This is a genomic window from Variovorax sp. 770b2 (assembly GCF_900115685.1).
Taxonomy (GTDB): domain Bacteria; phylum Pseudomonadota; class Gammaproteobacteria; order Burkholderiales; family Burkholderiaceae_C; genus Variovorax.
Window position 1 is genome coordinate 1 of the sequence record NZ_FOXJ01000007.1, and the last position, 22,872, is coordinate 22,872.

Annotated in this window: 20 protein-coding genes; 7 read left to right on the forward strand and 13 right to left on the reverse strand. The window is 66.0% G+C overall.

Annotation, left to right across the window (positions count from 1 at the left end; translation table 11 throughout):
• The 4 genes from ampD to BM133_RS27800 all read left to right on the forward strand — a co-directional run.
• Nucleotides 1-494, forward strand: a 494-nt coding sequence (gene ampD / locus BM133_RS27785; RefSeq protein WP_093441271.1) for a 1,6-anhydro-N-acetylmuramyl-L-alanine amidase AmpD, incomplete at its 5' end; no start/stop codon positions are given.
• A 350-nt stretch (nucleotides 495-844) separates the two neighbouring features.
• Nucleotides 845-3,760, forward strand: a complete 2,916-nt coding sequence (locus BM133_RS27790) for a ribonucleoside-diphosphate reductase subunit alpha (protein WP_093441273.1) — start codon at nucleotides 845-847, stop codon at nucleotides 3,758-3,760.
• Nucleotides 3,761-3,963: 203 nt separating this feature from the next.
• On the forward strand, nucleotides 3,964-5,202 hold the full coding sequence (locus BM133_RS27795) for a ribonucleotide-diphosphate reductase subunit beta (protein WP_093441276.1): 1,239 nt from the start codon (nucleotides 3,964-3,966) through the stop codon (nucleotides 5,200-5,202).
• Between the two features lie 196 nt (nucleotides 5,203-5,398).
• Nucleotides 5,399-5,914 carry a histone H1-like DNA-binding protein gene (locus tag BM133_RS27800; protein WP_093441278.1) on the forward strand — a complete coding sequence of 172 codons (516 nt, stop codon included), beginning with the start codon at nucleotides 5,399-5,401 and terminating at the stop codon, nucleotides 5,912-5,914.
• An 81-nt stretch (nucleotides 5,915-5,995) separates the two neighbouring features.
• Here BM133_RS27800 and BM133_RS27805 read toward each other — a convergent pair whose 3' ends face one another.
• The 7 genes from BM133_RS27805 to BM133_RS27835 all read right to left on the reverse strand — a co-directional run bounded on the left by BM133_RS27805 (nucleotide 5,996) and on the right by BM133_RS27835 (nucleotide 12,497).
• On the reverse strand, nucleotides 5,996-6,898 hold the full coding sequence (locus BM133_RS27805) for a carbohydrate kinase family protein (protein ID WP_093441281.1): 903 nt from the start codon (nucleotides 6,896-6,898) through the stop codon (nucleotides 5,996-5,998).
• 67 nt (nucleotides 6,899-6,965) lie between these two features.
• Nucleotides 6,966-8,342 carry a zinc-ribbon and DUF3426 domain-containing protein gene (locus BM133_RS27810; RefSeq protein ID WP_093441283.1) on the reverse strand — a complete coding sequence of 459 codons (1,377 nt, stop codon included), beginning with the start codon at nucleotides 8,340-8,342 and terminating at the stop codon, nucleotides 6,966-6,968.
• A gap of 82 nt (nucleotides 8,343-8,424) precedes the next feature.
• Nucleotides 8,425-9,315: a 50S ribosomal protein L11 methyltransferase gene (gene prmA / locus BM133_RS27815; RefSeq protein ID WP_093441286.1), complete on the reverse strand. Its 891-nt coding sequence runs from the start codon at nucleotides 9,313-9,315 to the stop codon at nucleotides 8,425-8,427.
• Nucleotides 9,316-9,431: 116 nt separating this feature from the next.
• The gene (accC, locus tag BM133_RS27820) at nucleotides 9,432-10,781 is read right to left on the reverse strand and encodes an acetyl-CoA carboxylase biotin carboxylase subunit (RefSeq protein WP_093441288.1); all 1,350 of its coding nucleotides are present in this window, start codon (nucleotides 10,779-10,781) and stop codon (nucleotides 9,432-9,434) included.
• A gap of 2 nt (nucleotides 10,782-10,783) precedes the next feature.
• The gene (accB, locus tag BM133_RS27825) at nucleotides 10,784-11,245 is read right to left on the reverse strand and encodes an acetyl-CoA carboxylase biotin carboxyl carrier protein (protein WP_093441291.1); all 462 of its coding nucleotides are present in this window, start codon (nucleotides 11,243-11,245) and stop codon (nucleotides 10,784-10,786) included.
• A gap of 100 nt (nucleotides 11,246-11,345) precedes the next feature.
• Nucleotides 11,346-11,900 carry a TlpA family protein disulfide reductase gene (locus BM133_RS27830; protein WP_093441293.1) on the reverse strand — a complete coding sequence of 185 codons (555 nt, stop codon included), beginning with the start codon at nucleotides 11,898-11,900 and terminating at the stop codon, nucleotides 11,346-11,348.
• Nucleotides 11,901-12,497 carry a hypothetical protein gene (locus BM133_RS27835; RefSeq protein WP_093441296.1) on the reverse strand — a complete coding sequence of 199 codons (597 nt, stop codon included), beginning with the start codon at nucleotides 12,495-12,497 and terminating at the stop codon, nucleotides 11,901-11,903.
• Between the two features lie 111 nt (nucleotides 12,498-12,608).
• On the opposite strand from BM133_RS27835, the gene mpl reads away from it, so the two are divergent.
• Together mpl and BM133_RS27845 are read left to right on the forward strand one after the other, a co-directional pair.
• Entirely contained in the window at nucleotides 12,609-14,000 is a 1,392-nt protein-coding gene (gene mpl / locus BM133_RS27840) for a UDP-N-acetylmuramate:L-alanyl-gamma-D-glutamyl-meso-diaminopimelate ligase (protein WP_093441299.1), read from the forward strand.
• The gene (locus tag BM133_RS27845; protein WP_093441301.1) at nucleotides 13,997-14,506 is read left to right on the forward strand and encodes a cupin domain-containing protein; all 510 of its coding nucleotides are present in this window, start codon (nucleotides 13,997-13,999) and stop codon (nucleotides 14,504-14,506) included. The genes mpl and BM133_RS27845 overlap by 4 nt, the downstream gene beginning before the upstream one ends.
• A gap of 8 nt (nucleotides 14,507-14,514) precedes the next feature.
• Here the strand turns inward: BM133_RS27845 and BM133_RS27850 are convergent, their stop codons facing one another.
• From BM133_RS27850 to BM133_RS27875, 6 genes are all read right to left on the reverse strand, one after another.
• Nucleotides 14,515-15,633, reverse strand: a complete 1,119-nt coding sequence (locus BM133_RS27850) for a 3-deoxy-7-phosphoheptulonate synthase (protein ID WP_093441304.1) — start codon at nucleotides 15,631-15,633, stop codon at nucleotides 14,515-14,517.
• Between the two features lie 228 nt (nucleotides 15,634-15,861).
• On the reverse strand, nucleotides 15,862-16,401 hold the full coding sequence (locus BM133_RS27855; protein ID WP_093441306.1) for a hypothetical protein: 540 nt from the start codon (nucleotides 16,399-16,401) through the stop codon (nucleotides 15,862-15,864).
• 46 nt (nucleotides 16,402-16,447) lie between these two features.
• On the reverse strand, nucleotides 16,448-17,908 hold the full coding sequence (gene tldD / locus BM133_RS27860) for a metalloprotease TldD (protein WP_093441309.1): 1,461 nt from the start codon (nucleotides 17,906-17,908) through the stop codon (nucleotides 16,448-16,450).
• Between the two features lie 113 nt (nucleotides 17,909-18,021).
• On the reverse strand, nucleotides 18,022-19,176 hold the full coding sequence (gene rodA / locus BM133_RS27865) for a rod shape-determining protein RodA (RefSeq protein WP_093441312.1): 1,155 nt from the start codon (nucleotides 19,174-19,176) through the stop codon (nucleotides 18,022-18,024).
• Between the two features lie 32 nt (nucleotides 19,177-19,208).
• The gene (locus BM133_RS27870) at nucleotides 19,209-21,074 is read right to left on the reverse strand and encodes a sensor histidine kinase (protein WP_093441314.1); all 1,866 of its coding nucleotides are present in this window, start codon (nucleotides 21,072-21,074) and stop codon (nucleotides 19,209-19,211) included.
• Nucleotides 21,075-21,080: 6 nt separating this feature from the next.
• Nucleotides 21,081-21,824: a response regulator transcription factor gene (locus BM133_RS27875; protein ID WP_093441317.1), complete on the reverse strand. Its 744-nt coding sequence runs from the start codon at nucleotides 21,822-21,824 to the stop codon at nucleotides 21,081-21,083.
• A 368-nt stretch (nucleotides 21,825-22,192) separates the two neighbouring features.
• On the opposite strand from BM133_RS27875, the gene BM133_RS27880 reads away from it, so the two are divergent.
• Nucleotides 22,193-22,786, forward strand: a complete 594-nt coding sequence (locus tag BM133_RS27880; RefSeq protein ID WP_093441319.1) for a YqiA/YcfP family alpha/beta fold hydrolase — start codon at nucleotides 22,193-22,195, stop codon at nucleotides 22,784-22,786.
• Nucleotides 22,787-22,872 lie beyond the last annotated feature (86 nt).

Sequence of the window (22,872 nt, forward strand, 5' to 3'; positions counted from 1 at the left end):
AGACCGACCTGATCGTGCTGCACTCGATCAGCCTGCCACCCGGCGAATACGGCGGCGATGCGGTGCAGCGGCTCTTCACCAACCAACTCGACTGGGATGCGCACCCCTACTTCCAGTCGATCCGCGGCATCGAGGTGTCCTCGCATTTCTACGTGCGCCGCAATGGAGACCTTTGGCAATTCGTGAGCTGCGACGAACGCGCGTGGCATGCGGGCGTGTCGTCGTGGCGCGGCCGCGGCAACTGCAACGACGACTCGATCGGCATCGAGCTCGAGGGCCTCGAGGGCCAGACCTTCGAAGCCGCGCAGTACGAGACGCTGGCCAGCCTGTGCCCCGCGATCGCGCAGCACTACGCCATCGCGCATATCGCCGGTCACGAGCACATCGCACCGGGCCGGAAACAGGACCCCGGCGCGGGCTTCGATTGGCGATTGCTGCACGCGCAACTGGGCTGGAAATCACAGATGTTTCCCCCATCTGTGATGGAGCGCTAATTTTTTCAATCGCGTGACGCCTCGCGATGCCCTGCCCTTCGGCCGCATCGCTCTCGAGAATGCAAATGTGAACCGCAGCAACCATGCGCCTTGCAGGCTCAAAAGAGCTCGCAAGCCACGTCCCATGCGGGTTGCGCGACCATAGGCCAGTATTCACGCGGCATCGCCAGCCATGGCCTATGCCTAGAGAGATACCCGCAGTAGGTGAACCACTCACAAAACACTACCTGTAGTGGCTTGTAGACCCCTGGCACCCTAGATATAGTGTCTTCCGTCCGGTCAACAACGCCGGCGCGGCGCCCAGCCAAGGCGTCGCCACCCAACAAGAATTGCCAACCGAGAGGAAGCGAATGCAAACAGCCCTGAACACCCCATCGACCCCGCGTGCCGTTCCCTCGACGCCACCGCAGCAGCAGCGAGACACCGCTGGCTCGCCCACTGGCCAGAACCTCGCGCACTACCAGATCATCCGCCGCAACGGCGCCGTCGTTCCCTTCGAGCCGAACAAGATCGCCATCGCGATGATGAAGGCCTTCCTGGCCGTGCACGGCACCCAGGGCGCGGCTTCGGCCAGCGTGCGCGAGACGGTCGACGTGCTCACGCAAGGCGTGATCCGCGCCATGGTGCGTTCGCGTCCGGGCGGCGGCACCTTCCACATCGAAGACGTGCAGGACCAGGTCGAGCTCGGCCTGATGCGCGGCGGCCACCATGAAATCGCCCGCGCCTACGTGCTGTACCGCGAACGCCGCACGCAGGAGCGTTCCAAGCAGGGCGAACACGAAATGCCCGCCGTGCAGACGCTGCACGTGCTGGACAACGGCGAGCGCGTCGAGCTCGACCTGAACCAGTTGAAGGGCCTGATCGAATCGGCCTGCGAAAACCTGGGCGACAGCATCACTGCCGCGCCCATCGTCGCCGAGACGATGCGCAACCTGTACGACGGCGTGCCGCTCGACGAGGTCTACAAGGCCTCGATCCTGGCGGCCCGCACGCTGATCGAGAAAGACCCCGACTACACCTTCGCCACCGCGCGCCTCTTGCTGCACACGATCTTCAAGGAGATCGTCGGCCGCGAAGTGATGCCGGTGGACCGTGCCACGGCCTATGCCGACTACTTCCCGCAGTTCATCAAGAAGGGCGTCGAGAACGAACTGCTCGACGAGAAGCTGCTGCAGTACGACCTGCCCCGCCTGGGCGCCGCGCTCAAGGCCGAGCGCGACCTGCAGTTCGACTACCTCGGCCTGCAGACGCTGTACGACCGCTACTTCCTGCACGTGCGCAAGGCCCGCATCGAACTGCCGCAGGCGTTCTTCATGCGCGTGGCCATGGGCCTGTCGCTCGGCGAAATCGACCGCGAAGCGCGTGCCATCGAGTTCTACGAAGTGCTGTCGTCGTTCGACTTCATGTCGAGCACGCCGACCCTCTTCAACGCCGGCACGCTGCGCTCGCAACTGTCCAGCTGCTACCTCACCACCGTGCCCGACGACCTGGACGGCATCTACGAGTCGATCAAGGAAAACGCGCTGCTCTCCAAGTTCGCGGGCGGCCTGGGCAACGACTGGACCCGCGTGCGCGCGCTCGGCAGCCACATCAAGGGCACCAACGGCGAATCGCAGGGCGTGGTGCCGTTCCTGAAGGTGGTGAACGACACCGCCGTGGCGGTGAACCAGGGCGGCAAGCGCAAGGGCGCGGTCTGCACGTACCTGGAATCGTGGCACCTGGACATCGAGGAGTTCCTGGAACTGCGCAAGAACACCGGCGACGACCGCCGCCGCACGCACGACATGAACACGGCCAACTGGATCCCCGACCTGTTCATGCGCCGCGTGATGGAAAAGGGCACCTGGACGCTGTTCTCGCCCTCCAACGTGCCTGACCTGCACGACCTGTTCGGCGCCGACTTCGAGAAGGCCTACGTCGCCTACGAAGAGAAGGCCGCCCGCGGCGAGATCAAGCCCGCGCGCACCATCCAGGCCTCGGACCTGTGGCGCAAGATGCTCACGATGCTGTTCGAAACCGGGCATCCGTGGATCACGTTCAAGGACGCCTGCAACGTGCGCTCGCCGCAGCAGCACGCGGGCGTCGTGCACTCGTCGAACCTGTGCACCGAGATCACGCTGAACACCAGCGACACCGAAACGGCCGTCTGCAACCTGGGTTCGGTGAACCTGCTGCAGCATCTGAAGGACGGCAAGGTCGACCAGGAGAAGCTCAAGCGGACGATCTCGACCGCGATGCGCATGCTGGACAACGTGATCGACATCAACTACTACGCCGTGAAGAAGGCGCGCGACTCGAACCTGCGCCACCGTCCGGTGGGCCTGGGCCTCATGGGCTTCCAGGACGCGCTGTACGAACTGCGCATTCCCTACGCCTCGCAGGAAGCCGTGCAGTTCGCCGACGAGTCGATGGAAGCCATCTGCTACCACGCCTACTGGGCCTCGACCGACCTGGCCAAGGAACGCGGCAAGTACTCCAGCTACAAGGGCTCGCTGTGGGACAAGGGCATCCTGCCGATCGACACGCTCGACCTGCTCGAGCAGGCACGCGGCGGCTACGTCGAGGTGGACCGCTCGGCCACGCTCGACTGGGACGCGCTGCGCCAGAAGATCAAGGCCGACGGCATGCGCAATTCGAACTGCGTGGCCATCGCACCGACGGCGACCATCTCGAACATCATCGGCGTGGACGCCTCGATCGAGCCGTGCTTCGGCAATCTCTCGGTCAAGTCGAACCTGTCGGGCGAATTCACCGTGATCAACCACTACCTGGTGCGCGACCTGAAGCGCCTGGGCCTGTGGGACGACGTGATGGTGATGGACCTGAAGCACTTCGACGGATCGCTGCGTCCCATCGACCGCGTGCCGCAGGACGTGAAGGCGCTCTACGCCACCGCGTTCGAAGTGGAAACCACGTGGCTGGTCGAAGCCGCCTCGCGTCGCCAGAAGTGGATCGACCAGGCGCAGTCGCTCAACATCTACATGGCTGGCGCATCGGGCAAGAAGCTGGACGACACCTACAAGCTCGCATGGCTGCGCGGCCTGAAGACCACGTACTACCTGCGCACGCAGAGCGCGACGCACGCCGAGAAGTCGACGGTGCAATCGGGCCGTCTCAACGCGGTGTCGTCGGGCAACGACGCACCCTCGGGCATGAGCGCACTCGAAGCCGCCGCTGCTGCAGCGAAGGCACAGATGAGCGCGATGCCCGCCACCGACATCGCCTTCTGCGGTGTGGACGATCCGACCTGTGAAGCGTGCCAGTGACACGCCGGTGCTCGCGACAAGAAAGAGTCAGTTGAGTCAGTGAGGTGCATGCGAAAGTCGTGCGACGTTCAAGCAATGAAGCCATTGACTGACATCGCGCGATGCATGCGAGCAACATAACAACCACATAAATGGAGCGCGATGTGAACGAGCACTTTGCAACTCACATCGTTACTCCGATAATTTGAGCATTGGATTTTTCTATGTTGACCTGGGACGAAGAAGTCAAGCCCTCCTTACCAAAGGATATGCAACAAGGATTGCAGCACCACAACGCATCGACCAGCGGCTTGCCCGCAGGCCGTTCGGTGGACGCTCCGACTTCGTCGATTGCACAACCCGCATCGTCTGCCCCGCGCACGCTCGATGACGGCGCCGCCGCACCGCTGCGTCAGGTTGCTCCCGCTTCGGTTCCCGTCGTGGCGCAACGCGTCAAGGCCTCCGACAAGCGCATCATCAACGGCCAGACCGACGTCAACCAGCTGGTGCCGTTCAAGTACAAGTGGGCCTGGGAAAAATACCTCGCCACCTGCGCCAACCACTGGATGCCGCAGGAAGTGAACATGACGCGCGACATCGCGTTGTGGAAAGACCCGAACGGCCTGACCGAAGACGAACGCCGCATCGTCAAGCGCAACCTCGGCTTCTTCGTGACCGCCGACTCGCTGGCCGCCAACAACATCGTGCTGGGCACCTACCGCCACATCACGGCCCCCGAATGCCGCCAGTTCCTGCTGCGCCAGGCCTTCGAGGAAGCGATCCACACGCACGCGTACCAGTACATCGTCGAGTCGCTCGGCCTGGACGAGAGCGAGATCTTCAACGCCTACAACGAAGTGCAGTCGATCCGCGAGAAGGACCAGTTCCTGCTCCCGTTCATCGACGCCATCAGCGACCCGCACTTCAAGACCGGCACGCACGAGACCGACCAGACGCTGCTCAAGTCGCTCATCGTGTTCGCCTGCCTGATGGAAGGCCTCTTCTTCTACGTCGGCTTCACGCAGATCCTTGCGCTCGGCCGCCAGAACAAGATGACCGGCGCCGCCGAGCAGTACCAGTACATCCTGCGCGACGAGTCGATGCACTGCAATTTCGGCATCGACCTGATCAACCAGCTCAAGCTCGAGAATCCCGGCCTCTGGACCTCCGAGTTCAAGGCCGAGATCAAGGACCTCTTCATGAAGGCCGTCGAGCTCGAATACAAATACGCCGAAGACACCATGCCGCGCGGTGTCCTGGGCATGAACGCCTCCATGTTCAAGGGCTACCTGCGGTACATCGCCAACCGGCGTGCACAGCAGATCGGCCTCGAAACGCTCTTCCCGAACGAAGAAAATCCGTTCCCCTGGATGAGCGAAATGATTGACCTGAAGAAAGAGCGCAACTTTTTCGAAACCCGCGTGATCGAGTACCAGTCGGGTGGTGCGCTCTCCTGGGATTGAATCTTTCCGATAAGAATTAATGAATTCAAGAATTGCCCTTGCCACCGATCGCGCCGAAGAGCGCGACATGGACTGGGGCTCAGGTGTTCATGGTGCTGGGGCTCAGATTCCAACGCCATGAATCGCTTCACGCTCCCAACGTGCGTGGAGTGCTTCAATAGGTTGATTTTTTCAACTTGATCAAGGAGAAATAGAAATGGCAACTGCAAAGAAAGCGCCGGCTAAGAAAGCCGCTGCAAAGAAGGCTCCGGCAAAGAAGGTCGCGGCCAAGAAGGCTCCGGCGAAGAAGGTAGCAGCGAAGAAGGCTCCGGCCAAGAAGGTTGCTGCCAAGAAGGCTCCGGCCAAGAAGGTAGCAGCGAAGAAGGCAGCTCCGGCCAAGAAGGCCGCTGCGAAGAAGGCTCCGGCGAAGAAGGCCGCTGCCAAGAAGGCGCCTGCCAAGAAGGCTGCGGCGAAGAAGGCTCCTGCCAAGAAGGCAGCTGCCAAGAAGGCCCCTGCAAAGAAGGCCGCCGCCAAGAAGGCTCCTGCGAAAAAGGCTGCGGCCAAGAAAGCCGCGAAAAAGCCCGCTGCCAAGCCTGCCGCTGCTGCCAAGAAGCCTGCTGCAAAGAAGGCTGCCAAGGCACCCGCCAAGGCTGCTGTAGCGCCTGCCCCTGCCGCGCAAACGACGCTGAATCCCCAGGCAGCCTGGCCGTTTCCTACGGCCAGCAAGCCCTGAGTTTCCAAGCGCCCTTGACGGCAAAAAACCCGGCACCTCACGGTGTCGGGTTTTTTTATGCGCGCTCGAAAAAGAGGCTTCTTACAGGCCCAGGGCCTTGCGGTCGACCTGGTAGTTCTGCGGGCCGCGCTGCGCGATCTTGAGCGCGCCGACGCGATTGCCCAGTGCCGCGCATTGCGCGAGCGGCCATTCCTTTTCCAGACCGAACAGCAGCGCGCCGCGCCATGCGTCGCCGCAACCCGTGGGCTCGACCACGGCGGTGGGCGTCACGCCCGGCACATGTTCGCGCTCGCCATCGATCCAGACTTCACAACCCTCGGCGGCCAGCGTGACCACCAGGCCGCGCACGCGCCTGGAGATCTCGGCCAGGCTCCAGCCGGTGCGCTGCGACAGCATCTTTCCTTCGTAGTCGTTGACCACGACCCAGCTCGCGAGATCGACGAAGTGCTTGAGCGCATCGCCGTCGAACATCGGCAGGCCTTGGCCCGGATCGAACACGAACGGAATGCCGGCGGCGGCAAATTGCTCGGCGTGCTGCAGCATCGCCTCGCGGCCATCGGGCGCGATGATGCCGACCTTGATGTCATCGCGCGCAGCCACCTTGGTGATGTGCGCCTGCTGCATCGCACCGGGGTGGAACGCGGTGATCTGGTTGTTGTCAACGTCGTTCATGATCATCGCCTGAGCGGTGAAGGTGTCGTCCAGCTGGCGCACGAACTCGGTGTCGATGCCCAGCGTGCGCATGCGCTCCAGGTAGTCGGCGCCGTCGCTGCCCAGCGTGGCCATCGGCAATGCCGTGCCGCCCAGCGCGTTCAGGCTGTAGGCGATGTTGCCGGCGCAGCCGCCGAAATCGCGGCGCAGGCTCGGCACGAGGAACGACACGTTCAGGATGTGCAACTGGTCGGGAAGGATCTGATCGGCGAACCGTCCCTCGAAAGTCATGATGGTGTCGAACGCGAGGGAACCGCAAATCACTGCTGCCATGGGTGGACCGTTTTCGTTGAGAGAAGATGGATGAAGGAAGGACGAGTGCTTGCGTGCAGGCGTCCGGCTAGGGATAGAAGGCTTCCACGCGGTAGCCCGCAATGGGCGGCAGTGCGGCCGCTTCGTTCGGCGACAGCGTCAACGGCAATGAAGCCGCGCGATCGGCGCGCGCCGCGAGCACCGACGGCGCGCCATAGTCCGCGGGCGTCAGCACGCGCCGCACCACGGCGCGCTCCTGCGTGTCGAGCAGCGACAGCTCGACGGCCGGCATCGCGAGCGGCACGGTGGCGCCGTTGCGCAAGGTGAAGCTCAGGCGGTAGTCGTTGCCGCCGCTCTTCTCGCGCGCGAAGGCGGCGCCCTCGATCATGATGTCGCCGATCTGGCGCAAGGCCGAGAGTTCGCAGCCGGTGTACTGGCACAGCGCCGCCATCGCAGGACGCAGGCCCGGCTGTCGCGCGACGATGCCATCGCGCTCATGGCGAACGATCTGCACGGCGAGCACGAGAACGGCCAGCACCGCCAGCAGGACGAGCAAGCGCCGAACGCCCTTGCGCTGCCAGAAGCCGGGCGCGTGGGCGTCGTGTTCCTCGTCGTCGGAGAAAACATGGTCCTCCTCGCGCTCCGCGAACATCGGCGGCAGCGAGGCGGCGTTCTCCGGCTCGCTCGCCTCCCGGACCATCGAGGACGACGCGGCCCTGGCCGCGGCCCTCGCTTCGCGCGACTTGTTGGCGCTCGCGATCTTGGCCGACTTGATGCGTGCCCGGCGCAGCGCCTTCTGCATCTGCACCTGGTCGTGGTCCTCTTCTTTTTCTGCTTTTTCTTCAGCGCCGTCGTCGAGGGTGGGCTCGACCAGTCCGTGCACCTTGGCGCGCGGCACGGGCAGCGGGGGCACCGGAGGAGGCGGAGACGGCGGCGGCGGCGCGAGATTCAGGTCGATGTTCGGGAACGGCGGCAGCGAACTCGCCGGCGGTCGCCACGCGGGCTCGCTGACATCCAGGTCGGACCACGGTTCGTCCGCGACGATGCCGTGCGCGGGCAGCGAGAGCGCCGGGGGCGGTGGGGATGATGGTGCGGGCGGCGGCGCGGCTGCGACTTCCACAGCCTCGGGCTCTTGCGGTGCGGGCGGCCGATGCGCCCCTTCGGCCTGGGCGTGCTCCTCAGGCTCGTCATCGAAGAAGTCCGCATCTTCGGAGGCCTGGGAAGGCTGCGACGGCGCAGGCGGTGCATCGACCCGGCTCTCGGAGGAAGGCTCGACCAGCGCGGGCGAATAGGCTGTCGCCGACGACGGCGCGGGCGCCCCGTCGGACGATTCATGCAGGTCGAGCGTCGCATCGAACACGTGGCTGCAGCGGCCGCAGCGCACCCAACCGTCCGAAATGCGAAGCTGGTCGCGCACCACCTTGAAGGTGGTGGTGCAGGCGGGGCAACGCGTGACGAGGCTCATGACCGGGCGATTGTAGGGGTGGGCCCCCGCCGCACGAATGGCGCGAACGGTGCGCGGCAGCGCGAAAACCCGGCCGCGCTGCTCAGCAGCGTGCCGTCATGAGGATCCAGCCGTCCTCGCTGTCGCTGACTTCCAGGGCCGCATACGGTGCGTAGGCCCCTTTCAGCTCATCGGCCTGGCGCTCCAGGATGCCGGCCATCACCAGCGATCCGCCCGGCGCCACGTGGTTGCGCAGCAGCGGTGCGAGCACCTTGAGCGGCGTGGCCAGGATATTGGCGAGCACGGTGTCGTAGGTGCCCTTGGCCGCTTCCGGCTGGCCCGCGTTCAGGCTGACGCCGTTGGCTTCGGCATTCAACCGGGTCGAGGAGACCGCGGCTTCGTCGATGTCGACGGCATCGATGTCGAGTGCGCCGAACTTCGCCGCGCCGATCGCCAGGATGCCGGAGCCGCAGCCGTAGTCGAGTACGCGCTGCTTGCCGAAGGCGCCTTCGCCCTGCCTTGCGATCCAGCGCAGGCACATGCGCGTGGTGGGATGCGTGCCGGTCCCGAAGGCCAGACCCGGGTCCAGACGGATCACCTGCCTGGCCTGCGCCGGCGGCTCGTGCCAGGTCGGCACGATCCAGAACTCGGGCGTGATCTCGACCGGCGTGAACTGCGATTGCGTGAGCCGCACCCAGTCCTGCTCGGGCACCGGCGCGACGCCGAGCACCGCGCAGCCATCGAAGAAATCCTGCAGCGCGAGCACCGACGCGGCTTCGTTCGCGAGCGCCTCGTCGGGGAACAGCGCGATCACGCGCGAGCGCTGCCAGCCCTCCTTGGGCGGCGGCATGCCGGGCTCGCCGAACAGCGCCTGCTCGGCATCGGTCTGCGCATCGGCATCCTCGACAGAGACGCTCAGCGCATCGAGTGCATCGAGCGCGTCGCCGAGCATCTCGACCCGGTCTTCCGGTGCCATCAAACGAAGTTCAAACATCACAAGGTCCCTCTTCATAAGGAACACCGAGGAACCGGCTCTGCCGGGCCTCAGGTGTTGCCCCCTGCAAGGGGGTTGGCGCGCGCGACACGAAGTGCGCAAAGCCTGGGGGGTGTTCAGCGCTTGTGCGCCGCGAGCCACTCTTCCAGATAGTGGATGTTCGTGCCGCCGTTCATGAACTTGGCGTCGACCATCAGCTCGCGGTGCAGCGGGATGTTGGTCTGGATGCCTTCGATCACGGTCTCGTTCAGCGCCGTGCGCATGCGCGCCATGGCCTGTTCGCGCGTGTCGCCGTACACGATGATCTTGCCGATCATCGAGTCGTAGTTCGGGGGCACGAAGTAGTTCGTGTAGGCGTGCGAATCGACGCGCACACCGGGGCCGCCCGGGGGATGCCACATCGTGATGCGGCCCGGCGACGGCGTGAACTTCCACGCATCTTCGGCGTTGATGCGCACCTCGATGGCGTGGCCGCGCATCTCGATCTGGCGCTGGGTGAATGGCAGCTTTTCGCCGGCCGCCACCATGATCTGCGTCTTCACGATGTCGATGCCGGTGGTGAACTCGGTCACCGGATGCTCCACCTGCACGCGCGTGTTCATCTCGATGAAGTAGAACTCGCCGTTCTCATAGAGGAACTCGAAGGTGCCGGCACCGCGGTAGCCGATCTTCTTGCAGGCCGCGGCGCAGCGCTCGCCGATCTTCTCGATCAGCTTGCGCGGAATGCCGGGAGCCGGCGATTCCTCGATCACCTTCTGGTGGCGGCGCTGCATGGAGCAGTCGCGCTCGCCCAGGTAGACCGCGTTCTTGTGCTTGTCGGCGAGGATCTGGATCTCGATGTGGCGCGGGTTCTGGAGAAACTTCTCCATGTACACGGCCGGATTGCTGAAGGCCGCGCCGGCCTCCGCCTTGGTCATCTGGATCGCGTTGACCAGCGCCGCCTCGGTGTGCACCACGCGCATGCCACGGCCACCGCCGCCGCCCGCCGCCTTGATGATGACCGGGTAGCCGATCGCACGGGCAATGCGCTTGTTGGTGGCAGCGTCGTCCGAGAGCTCGCCCTCCGAGCCGGGCACGCAGGGCACGCCGGCCTTGATCATGGACTGCTTGGCCGAGACCTTGTCGCCCATCGTGCGGATGTTGTCGGGCGTCGGGCCGATGAACTGGAAACCGCTCTGCTCCACGCGTTCGGCGAAGTTGGCGTTCTCGCTCAGGAAGCCGTAGCCGGGGTGGATGGCTTCGGCATCGGTCACCTCGGCGGCCGAAATGATCGCCGGCATGTTGAGATAGCTCAGCGCCGAGGGCGCCGGGCCGATGCAGACCGCTTCCTGCGCCAGCTTGACGTATTTGGCGTCGCGATCGGCTTCGGAATAGACCATCACGGCCTTGATGCCCATCTCGCTGCAGGCGCGCTGAATCCGGAGGGCAATCTCCCCCCGGTTTGCAACCAGGATCTTCTTGAACATGGTCACTCGATGATGAACAGCGGCTGGCCGTATTCGACCGCCTGCCCGTTTTCGCCGAGGATCTGGGTGATCGTGCCGGACTTGTCCGCTTCGATTTCGTTGAGGATCTTCATCGCTTCGATGATGCAGATCGTGTCGCCCTCGTTCACCTTGCTGCCGATTTCGACGAAGGCGGCGGCACCGGGGCTGGACGAACGGTAGAACGTGCCGACCATCGGCGACTTGACCGCGTGGCCAGCCGGTGCGGCTTCGACGGCGGGGGCGCTTGCGGCGGCCGGCGCAGCGGCTGCGCCGGCGACCGGGGCGGCAGCGGGCGGCGCTGCCAGGGTTTGCACATACTGCACCGGGGCGGCGCCGCCGCCCTTCACGATGCGAACCTTGCCTTCGGTTTCGGTGATCTCCAGTTCGGAAATATTCGATTCGGACACCAGATCGATCAGTGTCTTGAGTTTGCGCAGATCCATGGGACTCCAGTGCCGGCTTTGCCGGTCATTCGGATATAACTTGGCTGAAAATCGGCGATTTTCAGCGTTTGGTGGCTAACGCCAGCTTGGGCGGCCGATTCTAACCATGAACAAGTTCACGCCGCCAAGTCTCCAGATCGGCGGTTTCGAGCTTGCCCATTTTACGAGCTGCAACCGAACCGTTACCGTTGAGGACCAATGTGAACGGCAATCCGCCGCCGGTGTTGCCGAGATTCTTGACCAGTTCGGTGCCTTGCAGGCCTGCCAAGCCGGTCGGATAGGTGACCGGCGTGCGCTGCAGGAACTTGCGCACTGCACTGGGCTGATCGATAGCCAATCCAACCACTTGCCAGCCATTGGCACCATTTTGACGAAAAAAGGCATCGATCATCGGCATTTCTTCGACACACGGCGGACACCACGTGGCCCAGAAGTTGAGCAGCAGCGGCTTGCCGCGCAAGCTCGAGAAGGCCAGGTCACCACCCTCCGGCCGTTCGAATTTCTGGGCCCAGAAGCTCGCGTCCAGTTGCTCGCCACCCCCCGCATTGCTGCCGGCGCTGCGTTCCCGCCACCAGGCGCCACCCACCCCGGCAGCGGCGGCCACCGCCGCCACGCCGCCATAGAGCATGCCGCGTCGTGTCGGCGAAGAAGTCATTCACTTGTCCTTTTCTCTTTCAATCAGTCGGCGCAATGCAGGCAGGTCGCCGCGCGGCGTGCGGCCCTGGGCATCGGGCTTCAGGGCCCCGCGCAGGTCGTCCAGGTCGTAGACCAAGAGGTGCACGCCGATTTCCTCGCCGAGTGCGCGGCTTGGCGCATGCACGCTCAAGGCCTCGACCTGCTCGCCATGAAAGCCGGTGACCATGCGCGGCTCGTAGTCCACATGGTGGTCGATGAGGGCAATCTCGGCGGACTTGGAATCATCGCAGAACATCTGGATGTAAATGTCCGACAGCCGGGTGGCAGTGCCGTGCCACACGGCGCCGCCGAGGTGCGGGCGGAAGGCGGCCATCCGCTCCATCCATTCCAGCGCCAGCAAGCGCAGCGCATGCAATTCCCGCGGCTGGGTGTCGGCACAGAAGAGTGCGATGTAGTCGCGCACCTCAGCCTCGACTTCGTCGTTGTTCGGCAGCGATGTGCGCGCCGACAGGCCCAGGTCACGCAAAGCCCGCCGTTTGGCCGGCCCATATTCCAGCCCTTCCTCGACGACAAGGCGGGCTGCGGTGGCGGCGATTTCACGCTTGGACGTGTCCATCGGGGCATTTTGCCCGCAGTAGCCGCCACGCACACGAAATCAACACGAAGCTCGGGGCGAAGGCAGGGCTCGCGCGGCGAGCCCCGCATTCCGCCTCCCTAGAATCGCCCGATGCACATTCATATTCTGGGTATCTGCGGCACGTTCATGGGCGGAGTGGCAGCCTTGGCGCGCGAAGCGGGCCACCGGGTCACGGGCTGCGATGCCGGCGTGTACCCGCCGATGAGCGACCAGTTGCGCGCCCTCGGCATCGACCTGATCGAGGGATTCGGCGCCGATCAGCTCGCCCTCGCACCCGACGTGTTCGTGGTCGGCAACGTGGTTTCGAGGGCGCGCCTGCCCGACGGCAGCCCCAAGTTCCCGCTGATGGAGGCCATCCTGGACGCCGGCAAGCCCTACACCAGCGGCCCGCAATGGCTGGCCGAGCACGTGCTGCTGGGCCGCCATGTGCTGGCCGTGGCCGGCACGCACGGCAAGACGACGACCACCTCGATGCTGGCCTGGGCGCTCGAGCAGGGTGGCAAGGCGCCGGGCTTCCTGGTGGGCGGTGTGCCGCTGGACTTCGGCGTGTCGGCCCGGCTGGGCGATGGCGCCGCCTTCGTCATCGAGGCGGACGAGTACGACACCGCCTTCTTCGACAAGCGCAGCAAGTTCGTGCACTACCGGCCGCGCACCGCCGTGCTCAACAACCTCGAGTTCGACCACGCGGACATCTTCGATGACCTCGCCGCCATCGAACGGCAATTCCATCACCTCGTGCGCACCGTGCCGGGCACCGGGCGGCTGGTGGTGAACGCCACCGAGAAAAGCCTGCAGCGCGTGCTGTCTCAGGGTTGCTGGAGCGAGCTCGCACGTTTCGGCGCGGGCGGCGAATGGCAGGCCCGCGGCTCGCACGACGCTTTCGACGTGCTGCGACAAGGCGAGGTGGTCGGCCGGGTCGAGTGGGAACTCTCGGGCCTGCACAACCAGATGAATGGGCTGGCCGCCATCGCGGCCGCCGACCACGTCGGCGTTGCGCCGGCCGATGCGGCGCGCGCGCTCGGCAGCTTTCGCAACGTGCGCCGGCGGATGGAACTGCGCGGCACGGTGGGCGCCATCACCGTCTACGACGACTTCGCCCATCACCCCACCGCCATCCGCACCACGCTGGAGGGCCTGCGCAAGAAGCTCGACGACGCGGGCAAGCAAAGTGAGCGCATCCTCGCGGCCTTCGAGCCGCGCAGCAACACGATGAAGCTCGGCGTCATGGCCGCGCAGTTGCCGTGGAGCCTGGAATCGGCGGACCTCTCGTTCTGCCACACGGCCGGACTGGACTGGGATGCCGCCGCGGCCCTCGCGCCGATGGGCGACCGCGCGCAGGTTGCCGGGGCCGTCGAGCCGCTGGTCGCGCAGATCGTGGCGGCGGCGCGGCCGGGCGATCACATCGTCTGCATGAGCAACGGCGGCTTCGGCGGCGTGCACGACAAACTGCTTGCGGCGCTCCGCAAGGCCGTCGCATCATGACCGCCCTGCGTGCCCGGGAACTGATCGACAGCCTGAAGCTGCAGCCCCATCCCGAAGGCGGCTGGTACAGCGAGGTGTTCCGTTCGTCGGCCAGCGTCGCGCCGGCCGATGGTCGCGCACCACGCAGCGCGCTCACCAGCATCTACTTCCTGCTCGAGGCGGGCCAGCATTCGCGCTGGCACCGGGTGCTGTCCGATGAAGTCTGGGTGCACCTGGAAGGCGTGCCACTGGCGCTCTGGACCTGCGATGCCGCGATGCGCACGGCGCCGGCCCACGTGCGGCTGGGCCCGGTCGACGCGCACGGCACGCGCCCCCAGCATGTGGTGCCGGCCGGCCAGTGGCAGACGGCGCGTCCGATTCAAGGCCACACCTCAGGCGACTACACGCTGGTCGCCTGCATGGTCGGTCCGGGCTTCGACTTCGCCGATTTCTCGATGGTGCCAGCCGACAGCGACGAGGCGGCGTCGATGCGGCACCACTGGCCCGAGTTGGCCGGGATGCTGTAGCCCCTTTTTCAGCCGCGGCGAGTCTTGACGGCCTGCGACAGCGTCTCGAGCACCTGCACCGAATCGTCCCAGCCGATGCAGGCATCGGTGATGCTCTTGCCGTATTCCAGGCCCGAGAGCTGGTCCTTGCCGGGCGTGAACTTCTGGGCGCCGGCCTGCAGGTGGCTCTCGACCATCACGCCGAACACGCGGTTCGAGCCGCCGGCGATCTGGCCGGCGATGTCCCTGGCCACGTCGATCTGCTTCTGGTGCTGCTTGGAGCTGTTGGCGTGGCTGCAGTCGACCATCAGCGTGGGCGGCAGCTTGGCGGCTTCCAGGTCCTTGCAGGCGGCTTCGACGCTGGCGGCGTCGTAGTTCGGCGCCTTGCCGCCGCGCAGGATCACGTGGCAGTCGCGGTTGCCGTTGGTCTGCACGATCGCGACCTGGCCGTTCTTGTGCACCGAGAGAAAGTGATGGCCGCGCGCCGCTGCCTGGATGGCGTCGGTGGCGATGCGGATGTTGCCGTCGGTGCCGTTCTTGAAGCCGATGGGGGCCGACAGGCCCGAGGCCAGCTCGCGGTGCACCTGGCTTTCGGTGGTGCGCGCGCCGATGGCGCCCCAGGAGATCAGGTCGCCGATGTACTGGGGCGAGATCACGTCCAGGAACTCGCTGCCCGCCGGCAGGCCGATGCGGTTGATATCGATCAGGAGCTGGCGCGCGATGCGCAGGCCCTCGTCGATGCGGAAGCTCTCGTCCAGGTACGGATCGTTGATCAGGCCCTTCCAGCCGACGGTGGTGCGCGGCTTCTCGAAGTACACGCGCATCACGATCTCGAGCGTGCCGGCGTATTTTTCGCGCTCGACCTTCAGGCGCCTGGCGTATTCGACGGCGGCGGCCGGGTCGTGGATCGAACAGGGCCCCATGATCACCAGCAGCCGGTCGTCCTTGCCGGCCATGATGTTGTGGATGTTGCGGCGGGTGCCCTGGATCAGCGTTTCGACCGGCGTGCCGCGAATCGGGAAAAAGCGGATCAGATGTTCAGGAGGGGGCAGCACGTTGATGTCCTTGATGCGTTCGTCGTCGGTCTTGCTGGTTTTTTCGACGCTCGCATACCAGCTGTCGCTGGCCGGGGCAGTGTTCGTGCTCATGGTTTCGGTTCCTTGTTGGAGTGAATATCGTCAGGGCATAAAAAAACCGCCGGGGCTTGAGGCGCCGGCGGTTTTGGGAGGGTGTTCGTTTGCTTTACGCGCTCGCCTCTCGTCCGCCGGAAACCGGGAACCAAAAGTAGGCAAAGAAATAAGCGCGGAGGGCGGACATAGGGGCGGAATGTAGCACGGAAAATAAAGACCCGGTCCAGCGGCCGGGCCTCGGGCGATTTACCGGTAGCCCGATTCGTTGGCGTTGTGAATGATCCAGATCAGGTTGCCGCTGCTGTATTCACCCATGCCGCCGCCCGCGAAGATCAGCCTGCCCTGGCCCTTGTAGGTCATCTCGAAACGATGGCGGTCGCTGCCGAAATAGAACGGGATGAAAGCCTTGCCCGTTACATACGCGCCCTGGTCGGTCGGCGCGCCGGCGATGTCGGTGACCTGCTTGGCGCTCATGCCGATCTGCAGGCGGGTGAATTTGCTGTTGCGCGCCGGGTTGCCGGTGATCTCGCCTTCGTAGCCGTTCAGGCCCTTGACCGTGCGGCCGCTGCCGGCTTCGACCTTGGAGGAATCGGTCACGTTGCCACGGCCATCCATGCCGGCGCCGGAACCGCTGCGAGCCGGTGCCGAGGGTGCGGGGGCCGGTGCCGCTGCGGGCTGGCCGGCGCTCGATGCGCCACGCGATGCACAACCGGCGCTCGCAAGCACGACCACGGCAGTTGCGGCCCACAGAGCCGCAGAAGAATTGATCCTGATCCTGATCCTCATCGAATGCTCCTTCCTTGTTTGTGAAGGAGCGCAGCTTAACAAGCCTTCAGGCCGTTCCGCCCACGGTCAGCCCATCGATCCGAAGGGTCGGCTGGCCGACGCCCACGGGCACGCTCTGGCCTTCCTTGCCGCAGGTACCCACGCCCGAATCGAGCTTCATGTCGTTGCCGATCATGGTCACGCGGGTCAGCGCATCGGGGCCGTTGCCCACGATGGTCGCGCCCTTCACCGGGTACTGGATCTTGCCGTTCTCCACCCAGAAGGCCTCGCTGGCCGAGAACACGAACTTGCCGCTCGTGATGTCGACCTGCCCGCCGCCGAAGTTGGTGGCGTACAGGCCCTTCTTGATGCTGGCCACGATTTCCTTGGGGTCCTTGTCGCCGCCGAGCATGTAGGTGTTGGTCATGCGCGGCATCGGCACGTGGGCGTAGCTCTCGCGGCGGCCGTTGCCCGTGGGCTTGACCTTCATGAGGCGCGCGTTCATCGAGTCCTGGATGTAGCCCTTTAGGATGCCGTCCTCGATGAGCACATTGCGCTGGCTGGCGTTGCCCTCGTCGTCGACATTGAGCGAACCGCGGCGGTCGGCGATCGTGCCGTCGTCCAGCACGGTGACGCCCTTGGCCGCCACGCGCTTGCCGATGCGCCCGGCAAAGGCGCTCGAGCCCTTGCGGTTGAAGTCGCCCTCCAGGCCATGGCCGATGGCCTCGTGCAGCAGGATGCCGGGCCAGCCGGAGCCCAGCACCACGGTCATTTCGCCGGCCGGCGCCGGGCGGGCGTCCAGGTTGGTGAGCGCCGCCTTCACGGCCTGGTCGACGTATTCGGCAATCTGCTCGTCGTTGAAGTAGGCCAGGCCGAAACGCCCGCCGCCGCCGCCGGAGCCGACTTCGCGCCGGCCGTTCTGCTCGGCGATGACGGTGACCGACAGGCGCACCAGCGGACGAACGTCGGCCGCCAGCGTGCCGTCGGCGCGTGCCACGAGCACCACGTCGTATTCGCTCGCCAGGCCCGCCATCACCTGCGCCACGCGCGGATCGCGCGAGCGCGCCAGCTTCTCGACCTTTTCGAGCAGCTTGACCTTGGCGGTGCTGTCGAGCGTTGAAATGGGATCGACGCCGTTGTAGAGCGAGCGGCTCGAAGCGATCTTGCGGGCCGGCGTCTTCACGCGGCCGGTGCGGCCGGCGGAGGAAATCGAGCGGACCGTGCGGGCCGCATCCAGGAGCGATGCCTCGGAGATGTCGTCCGAATAGGCGAATGCGGTTTTCTCGCCGCTGACCGCGCGCACGCCCACGCCCTGGTCGATGCTGAAGCTGCCGGTCTTGACGATGCCTTCCTCCAGGCTCCAGCCTTCGCTGCGCGTGTACTGGAAGTAGAGATCGGCGTCGTCCACCCGGTGGGAGGTGATCTCGGCGAGGGCCTTGCTCAGGTGCGATTCGTCAAGGCCGAACGGCGTGAGAAGGAGCTGTTGCGCCGTGGCGAGGCGCTCGATGGTGGGTTCGCGAGAGATCATTCCTGATTATTGCTCGCCCCCAGCCCGGCGCGCACTTCGTGTCGCTTTCGCCTTCCCCCTGCCGGGGGCAACACCGGGGGCCCGGCAAAGCCCGTTCCCCGGTGTTTCCGGAATCAGTTCTGCGCAAGTTTCCGGGCGCGCGCGATCGACATCAGGATGCCCAGCCCCAGCCCCAGCGTCACCATCGCCGTCCCGCCGTAGCTGATGAACGGCAGCGGCACCCCCACCACCGGCAGGATGCCGCTCACCATGCCCATGTTCACGAAGGCATAGGTGAAGAAAATCATCGTGACCGCCCCCGCCAGCAGCCGCGAGAAAAGCGTCGTCGCGCTGGTCGCGATGGCCAGCCCGCGGAAGATCAAGAGGATGAAGGCCGAGATCAGCGCCAGGTTGCCCACCAGCCCGAACTCCTCGGAATAGGCGGCGAAGATGAAGTCGGTGGTGCGCTCGGGGATGAATTCCAGGTGCGTCTGCGTGCCCTGCATGAAGCCCTTGCCGCCGACGCCGCCCGAGCCGATGGCGATCATCCCCTGGATGATGTGGAAGCCCTTGCCCAGCGGGTCCTTGCTCGGGTCGAGCAGCGTGCACACGCGCTGCTTCTGGTAGTCGTGCAGCACGCGCCAGTCGACGCCGTCGGCGCACAGCTTCGATTCGAACCCCACGATCAGCGTCACCGCCACCGCACCGATCAGCACCGGCGGCACGATCAGTTTCCAGGGCAGCCCGGCGAAGAAGATCACCGCCATGCCCGCGGCCAGCACCAGGAGCGAGGTGCCCAGATCGGGCTGTTTCATGATGAGGCCGACCGGCACCGCCAGCAGCACCGTGGCCACCACGAAGTCGAGCGGCCGCAACTGGCCTTCGCGCCGCTGGAACCACCAGGCCAGCATCAGCGGCATCGCGATCTTCAGTATCTCGCTGGGCTGGATCACCACGCCGATGTTGATCCAGCGCTGGGCGCCCTTCTTGGTGATGCCGAAGAGCGCCACCGCGATCAGGAGCGCCACCCCGGCCGCGTACAGCGGCACGGCGAACATCATCAGCCGCTGCGGCGGCACCTGCGCCACCACGAACATGATGAAGCCGGCCAGCAGCATGTTGCGGCCATGGTCGACGAAGCGCGAGCCGTGGTCGTAGCCCGAGGAATACATGGTCAGCAGCCCGGCAAAGGCGAGCAGCAGCACGGCGAAGGCCAGAAAGCCGTCGAAGCCCTGGAAGATGGGCGCGATACGGCGCGCCAGGGAGGGCTGATTGAACACGGCAGACATGGGGGCGGATTATCCGCGCCCCCCAACCCGTTTCAGCCAAAAGCCAGTTGAACGACCGTGCACCCCGGTCGGCTTTCGACCGACAGCCGCGCGCCGATGGCGCCGGCGCGCTCCCACAGGGCCCTGGGGACCTGCGAGGCGTCAAAGCCCCGGCCGTTGTCTACAACCCGCAGCCGCACCGTGGCGCCCTGCATGTCGGCCTCGATCCGCAACACGCTCGCCTGGGCGTGCTGCAACACGTTGGAGATGGCCTCGAACAGCAGGAACTGCAGCTGCCGCATGGCATGCGCATCGAGCAGTTGCACCGGGCCGACCTCGTCAACCGCCCATTCGAACTCGATGCCCGCCGCCGCCAGCCGGGGTTCCAGCCGGTAGCGCAGCGCCGCCAGCAAGGCGCCGACGTCGCCCGGCGGCAGGTGGATCGAGTCGATCGACAGCTTCAACTGGTCGAGTGAGTCGCGCAGCGTGCGCAGCAGTTCTTCGGAGCTGGTCTGCCCCGACTGCAGTTGCCGGATCGCCGAGCTGATGTGCGAACCCACGCCGTCGTGCATGTCGCGCAGGATGCGCTCGCGCTCATGGGTGCGGGCCTGGTCGCGCGCCACCTGTTCGAGCTCGGCGTACGTCAGCGCCAGTTCGCGCTCGCGCTGCGCCACCCGGTCGGCCAGCGCCGCGACCCATCCGCGCGCCTGCGTGCTCACGGCGTGAAAGCGCCGCAGCACGATCAGGAGCAGCGCGATGCCGAAGAAGATCGACGAATAGCGCACCCAGGTGGTCTCGCCGTAGGCGTCGCTCAGGCGGATCACCAGCCAGTCGCGCATGCCGAAGGCCACCGTCACGAGCGCCGCGATGGCCACCAGCATCCGCTCGGTGCTCGGGTGGCGCACGGTGGCCACCACGAAGCCGCCCACGAAGACGCCGATGATCACGATCTCGACGGCGAGCCAGCCGGTGAGCCACACCGGTTGTTCGCGCTGCAAGGCCAGCGTGCTCGCCACCACCGTTCCCGCGACCACCGCGGCCAGCGGCCAGCGCAGCCACTGCAGCCGGGGATTCCGGGCCCACCCCGCCAGGTGGTAGCAGAACATCATGGCCGACGCCGCCCAGCCCGCATAGCAGGCGGCCATCAGCACGCCCCAGGGCACCCAGGGCAGCGGTGGCTCGGCGATCACGCCGTCGGCCACGCGGATCGCCCAGCAGAATTCGGCAAGTGCCGCCCAGAAATAGATGCCGTCGCGCCGGTGCCGCCCCACCGCGCCGGTGTCGACCTGCGTCAGCCAGAGCGCCAGCGCGATGCTGCCGACGATCAGGCTGAAGGCCGTCAGCAGCACCGAGCCGGTGAAGCGCCAGGCATAGGCGCTTTCGAAGAGCTCGGTGCGCACCGGCGTGGCGGGCCCGACGACGACGCGCGAGAGCCCGGCGCGCCGGGCGCTGTCGGCGCGCAGGTGGATCTGCAAGTGGTTCTCGCCGGCTTTCAGCAGGCGCCCGGGCACGGGCACGTAGATGGGCGCCTTGGCGTAGTCGGTGTCGTTGCCCACGCCCAGGTCGCCATAGACCTGCAGCAGCGCCCCGTTGAGCTGCACCTCGAAGACATTGCCGACCCGGGGAATGAAGATGCCCCAGGGCGTTTCCGGTGCGTCCGCGAGGGTGAACGGCAGGTCGAAGCTCGCCAGGCCGGGCCGACCCCGGTGCTGGCGGTCCCAGTGGTAGGAGAGTTCGACCGGCCCGGTGCGGGTGATGCCGTCGATCGACGTCGTGACGGTGCCCCGGCGCAGTTCGATCGAGCCGTCGGCGGCCTGGAGCGTCCCTGCCGCCGCGGGCCCCATGCCCGCAGCGCCCGCCATCAGCACGGCCAGCCAGAGCGAGAGCAACGAGAGCAGCGACACCAGCCTCGCCAGCATCCGTCCTCAGCCCGGGTGAGGCAGCAGGCCCAGGCGCGTGGCCTCGAAGACCGCCTCGCTCTTGGAATGCACCGCGAGCTTGCCGTAGAGGTTCTTGATGTGGGTCTGCACCGTGTGCACGCTCAGGCCCTTGAGCCGCGCGATCTCCGCGTACGAGAAGCCGCGCGCGATCAGCGTCAGCACTTCGTGCTCGCGCGCCGAGAGCAGCCCGCGCTCGTTCTCGTCGAAGACGGCCTCGGGCGCGGCCGTGCCCGGGCCGAGGATGCTGGCCGACTGCAGGCTGCGGTACTTGGCCAGCACCCGCCGCGCGATCATGGGCGAGATCGGCGATGCGCCGGCCTTCATTTCCACGATGGTCTGCGCGATGTCCTCGGGGGCGGCGTCCTTGTGGATGTAGCCCACGGCGCCGGCCTCGATGCTGGCGAGCACGTTCTCCTCGTCGCCGAAGACCGACACCACCAGCGGCTCGCAGCCGGGAAAGCGCGCGACGGCGTCGCGGATCACGTCCAGGCCCGTGCCGTCGGGCATGCCCAGGTCGACCAGCAGGACATCGGGAATCGTCGTGGTGCGGGCGAGCCAGCCCAGCGCCTCCTGCACCGTGCCCGCGCTGCCGAGCCAGAAAAGACGCGGGCTGCGCTGCACGCTCGCCTCGAAGAAAGCGCGCGCGCGACTGTCGTCCTCGACCACGAGCACGCCCCATCGGCGCAGCGTCCCGTCATCCAGTGCCTCTGTGTTCATGGGCAGAAGCATAAGCCTCGATGCCTATCCGAATGCCTTGCAGGCATACCCCTTTCATGGGATGCGCGCCGCGAACCGCATCCCGAGAATCGGGCGTTTTCCTTTTTCTTTCTGCAGCTGGTTCACCGCCGCGCGTGCGACGGCGGCAACGAGGAGCAGCCCATGAATACTTTCGAACTCCGGCCGGATGGCCGATGCAGGGCCCAGGCCGGCGAGGTGTTCATGCGGTGTAAGTCGTTATGAGTTATCGCTTTCCCCAAGAACCCCTCGCTGCAGGGTTTTTGAATGCCGCAAGCCGTTTTGCGGGTACCGACCTCATGCAAAATTACCGCGCTTGCGCCAGCGAGGTGCGGCGTTCGCACCTCCCCGCCCTTCCCCCCATGGACCCGCAAACCACCCACCTGCTGTACCTGCACGGCTTCCGCTCCTCGCCCCGTTCGACCAAGGCGCGGCTCGTGGCGCAGCGCGTGGCGCAAGAGCATCCGAACCTGGAATGGTGGTGCCCGCAGCTGCCGCCTTCGCCACACGACGCCATCGACATGGTGATGAAGGGCATCGCGCACTGGCCGCGCAAATCGATGGCCGTGATCGGCTCGTCGCTGGGCGGCTTCTATGCCACCTACGTCGCGGGCATGACGCGCTGCCGCGCGGTGCTGCTCAACCCGGCCGTGCATCCGGCGCGCGACCTCACGCGCTACATCGGCGACCAGACCGTCTGGCACGACCCGGCCGAGCATTTCTATTTCCGGCCCGAATACATCCACGAACTGCGTGCCATGGAAGTCGGCTCGCTCACGCGGCCCGAGCGCGTCTTCGCCGTCATCGCCAAGGGCGACGAGGCGCTCGACTGGCACGAGATGTCGGCCCGCTACCCGGACAGCAACGTCAAGCTGCTGGAAGGCGGCGACCATGCGCTGTCCGATTTCGAGACCGCGCACCTGGACGACATCATGGCGTTCATCAATCCGGTCTGAATTCCGGGAACACCGCGGATGCGGCGTCGCCGGGCCGCAGGTGTCGTCCCCCGGCCGGGGTTGGCGGCCACACGCAGTGGGCAAGC

What these genes read in the sequence shown, in the direction of transcription:
- BM133_RS27790 (WP_093441273.1), top strand. Translation starts at nt 845, where the DNA reads ATGCAAACAGCCCTGAACACCCCATCGACCCCGCGTGCCGTTCCCTCG.
- BM133_RS27795 (WP_093441276.1), top strand. Translation starts at nt 3,964, where the DNA reads ATGTTGACCTGGGACGAAGAAGTCAAGCCCTCCTTACCAAAGGATATG.
- BM133_RS27800 (WP_093441278.1), top strand. Translation starts at nt 5,399, where the DNA reads ATGGCAACTGCAAAGAAAGCGCCGGCTAAGAAAGCCGCTGCAAAGAAG.
- BM133_RS27805 (WP_093441281.1), bottom strand. Translation starts at nt 6,898, where the DNA reads ATGGCAGCAGTGATTTGCGGTTCCCTCGCGTTCGACACCATCATGACT.
- BM133_RS27810 (WP_093441283.1), bottom strand. Translation starts at nt 8,342, where the DNA reads ATGAGCCTCGTCACGCGTTGCCCCGCCTGCACCACCACCTTCAAGGTG.
- prmA (WP_093441286.1), bottom strand. Translation starts at nt 9,315, where the DNA reads ATGTTTGAACTTCGTTTGATGGCACCGGAAGACCGGGTCGAGATGCTC.
- accC (WP_093441288.1), bottom strand. Translation starts at nt 10,781, where the DNA reads ATGTTCAAGAAGATCCTGGTTGCAAACCGGGGGGAGATTGCCCTCCGG.
- accB (WP_093441291.1), bottom strand. Translation starts at nt 11,245, where the DNA reads ATGGATCTGCGCAAACTCAAGACACTGATCGATCTGGTGTCCGAATCG.
- BM133_RS27830 (WP_093441293.1), bottom strand. Translation starts at nt 11,900, where the DNA reads ATGACTTCTTCGCCGACACGACGCGGCATGCTCTATGGCGGCGTGGCG.
- BM133_RS27835 (WP_093441296.1), bottom strand. Translation starts at nt 12,497, where the DNA reads ATGGACACGTCCAAGCGTGAAATCGCCGCCACCGCAGCCCGCCTTGTC.
- mpl (WP_093441299.1), top strand. Translation starts at nt 12,609, where the DNA reads ATGCACATTCATATTCTGGGTATCTGCGGCACGTTCATGGGCGGAGTG.
- BM133_RS27845 (WP_093441301.1), top strand. Translation starts at nt 13,997, where the DNA reads ATGACCGCCCTGCGTGCCCGGGAACTGATCGACAGCCTGAAGCTGCAG.
- BM133_RS27850 (WP_093441304.1), bottom strand. Translation starts at nt 15,633, where the DNA reads ATGAGCACGAACACTGCCCCGGCCAGCGACAGCTGGTATGCGAGCGTC.
- BM133_RS27855 (WP_093441306.1), bottom strand. Translation starts at nt 16,401, where the DNA reads ATGAGGATCAGGATCAGGATCAATTCTTCTGCGGCTCTGTGGGCCGCA.
- tldD (WP_093441309.1), bottom strand. Translation starts at nt 17,908, where the DNA reads ATGATCTCTCGCGAACCCACCATCGAGCGCCTCGCCACGGCGCAACAG.
- rodA (WP_093441312.1), bottom strand. Translation starts at nt 19,176, where the DNA reads ATGTCTGCCGTGTTCAATCAGCCCTCCCTGGCGCGCCGTATCGCGCCC.
- BM133_RS27870 (WP_093441314.1), bottom strand. Translation starts at nt 21,074, where the DNA reads ATGCTGGCGAGGCTGGTGTCGCTGCTCTCGTTGCTCTCGCTCTGGCTG.
- BM133_RS27875 (WP_093441317.1), bottom strand. Translation starts at nt 21,824, where the DNA reads ATGCTTCTGCCCATGAACACAGAGGCACTGGATGACGGGACGCTGCGC.
- BM133_RS27880 (WP_093441319.1), top strand. Translation starts at nt 22,193, where the DNA reads ATGGACCCGCAAACCACCCACCTGCTGTACCTGCACGGCTTCCGCTCC.